The following is a 2,454-nucleotide window of genomic DNA, read 5'->3' on the forward strand; positions in this document are numbered from 1 at the left end:
CATCTACATCGCTGAACGTGCCTGCAGGAACCTGATAGCTCCAAGCCGCATCCTCAGCGCTACCCTGATCTGGAACTACTAATGATACAGTGGGTGCATCATTGACGTTCGCAACAGCTGCGGTTGCAGAACTCTCAAGGGTACTTGTACCACCCAGCGCATCGGTCGTGGTTGCAATCACCCGAAGAAACTTACCAACCTGGCTCTGATCAGATGCAATCGCATAGCTTACACTGGTCGCACCTGAAAGATCCACCCAGCCAGATGTTCCATCTGAGGACACCTGCCACTGGTAGGTAGTGTCTGTAATGCTACCATCTACATCCGTTGCACTCACGCTTGCGGTCAAGCTTCCGCCTTCGGCGGCCGTACCGCTGATGCTAGCACTACCCGTAGCCTCGTCTTCAACCGCACTAACGGTGAGCACGAACGTATCTGATACACTTGCACTGCCGTCTGATGCCGTGACCGTCAGACTGACGTTACCAGCAAAGTCCTGAGTTGGCGTGCCGGAGAATGTCCGGGTTGCCGCATTAAACGAAAGCCAGCTTGGTAGAGCTGCGCCCGTCGACAAGGTTGCAGTGTAGGTCAGCGTATCACCATCTACATCGCTGAACGTGCCTGCAGGAACCTGATAGCTCCAAGCCGCATCCTCAGCGCTACCCTGATCTGGAACTACTAATGATACAGTGGGTGTGCGATTAGGCAATGTATCAATTACAAAATTTGGACTGTCTGCCGCGCCTCCTAAGTTTCCTGCAATGTCAGTGTAGGAGCTCGCCAGTCGGATAAGATTGCTGGCATCCTCAATATCGACGTCGGGCGTGAAGGTTGCGGTCCAAGTTACTCCGCCGTCGCTGCTAGAAAAAGTGCTGAGCGAGCCGTTGTCGGCGAGAACATCCACATTTGAAAAACCGATAACAGCTTCAGTAAACCGAATTGAGACTTGCGCGCTCTCTCCGACGGCCAACAGCGCATCGGAAATCTGAATGACGGCACTCGGGGCTGTACTATCGACAGTAAACGTAACCGCGGCGGATTGCGGACTGATATTGCCCGCCTTGTCAACGATCCGCGTTGATCCAGAATATGTCCCATCACTTACGCTGACAAAATTAATCGAAGCTTGGCCTGCAACAACATCAGCTTCCGTCAGCATGCGAGAGGCAAAAACTTGCCCACCGACAATAACCTGGACTTTATCTCCAGCAACAACAGCCGTTCCGTCGGTTGCCGTAGTATTAAACGACACGGTCCCCGCAAAGCTATTTTTAGATGTAATGTTATCGGTATTGGATGTCCCTGTGTCATCCGCTGCAATCAAATCAATTTGAGTTGGTGCGCCAGGTGCAGTGGTATCAATTGCATCGCTTTGAGCCTGCGAGATTGCAGCAATGCTAACAGCAGTATCAATCGTCGTTACGGCTGATTGGATATCAGCGACAAGAGAGGCGTTTGCCCCCGTTGTTGTGCCAGCCAGTGCCGCACTGACCAGTTGCGTCGACGCCAGATCAACCGAGCCATTTGAGGCCGATGAAGCCGTGACTTGATTGGCGATATTTGCGAATACCTTGGCTTCGTCACTCGATGCATTAACGTCAGCAATCGCAACGATGGCGGCTATCTGAGCTGCGGCACGCTGCACTTCGACATTGCCGGACGCAATTGGGTCAAAATTTGTTAGTGAACTTCCTGAAGGCAATACCAACCCCAAGGCATCGGCAACTACTTGCGATGCCGCAGCAACACTGGTCGAGTTCGGACTGGCATCGATCACAGCTTGAATGACGGTCGTCAGAGGATTGATAACCGTCGAACCAGCAGGCGCACGATAATTGGTCGTATTAACAATGCCCGTATCGACGTTGACGCCGCCGACGGCGACAAGTGTTAAGCCGGCATATTGAGCTGGGATGAAAAAATTACCCTGCGCATCGGTAACTACGCCCGTATCCATCCGCGTAACCTGACCATTGGAGACAGTTTCAACAAAAATCTGCGCGCCGCGAATATATCCGTCGGCAACGACACCAAGCGAAAGCGAGAATGTTGCCGTATCGTTCCCAGCCGCATCCTGTAATGCAACTGCATCATTCGCCGCACTAGGATCAGTATAAGTCACCGCTGTCGCGCCACTTCCAATCGGGTCGGCCAGTGTCAACAAAACCGTGTTGCCATTTACAGCAATCGACGTGACGGCATTGGGAGTGCCTCCCGCAGTCGTCACCGAAAACGCGCTGTTAGGAAGCGTGCCGGCAATACTCAGGTTTTGATCAAAATTGACCGCGAGTGTTTTTGATGCCCTGTCGATAGCAATAAGGGTTGCCAAGGGCGCAGAGCTATCCACGGTAATCGAAAGTGCAGCAGAAGCTACTCCGACATTGCCTGCAGCGTCAGTTGCCTTGGCGGTGATTGAGCGAGCGCCAGCAGCCAGCGTCACATCAAGACTGAACG

General features: G+C 52.9%; 1 protein-coding gene. It reads right to left on the reverse strand.

All coding sequences use genetic code 11. From position 1 onward, the window contains the following. Nucleotides 1–2,454, reverse strand: a 2,454-nt coding sequence (locus tag GGR91_RS07540) for an Ig-like domain-containing protein (RefSeq protein WP_183941607.1), incomplete at both ends; no start/stop codon positions are given.

Source organism: Sphingorhabdus rigui (genome assembly GCF_014196595.1).
Taxonomy (GTDB): Bacteria; Pseudomonadota; Alphaproteobacteria; order Sphingomonadales; family Sphingomonadaceae; genus Sphingorhabdus_B; species Sphingorhabdus_B rigui.